Raw genomic sequence first — 411 nt, forward strand, 5'->3', positions numbered from 1 at the left:
TGATCTCAATGTTTTCAAATCATTTCTTCAACTGGACCGAACAGTTACGGGATTCGGGACATGAGATCTATTGGATAGATGTATTTGATTCTAATACCTATGTAGAAAAGATTGATTTTGTGCATCAGATTATCGGCTGGAGGAATCGGGTAGATTATCCGGGGAGGTATTGGGTGAAAAATAATTTACCTGAGATTAATCATTTCCTAAATTATTTTAACCAACGGGAACTGAGTGATTTTGTTGACCAAAAGATTCAGGAATTCAAACCGGATGTGGTGCAAAGTTTTGTGCTTTATTCTGCCGCTTATCCAATTCTTTCTATAATGAAGAATTATCCTCAGATAAAATGGATTTATTCGGCCTGGGGTAATGATCTATTCTTTAGGCAACAACAAGAAGATGAATTAG

The 411-nt window shown here is 36.0% G+C and carries 1 pseudogene; it reads left to right on the forward strand.

The window, feature by feature from the left end:
* Window positions 1-411: pseudogene (locus HC176_RS16960) on the forward strand (glycosyl transferase family 1); the annotation flags it as partial.

The sequence above is a fragment of the Tamlana crocina genome, from assembly GCF_012037625.1.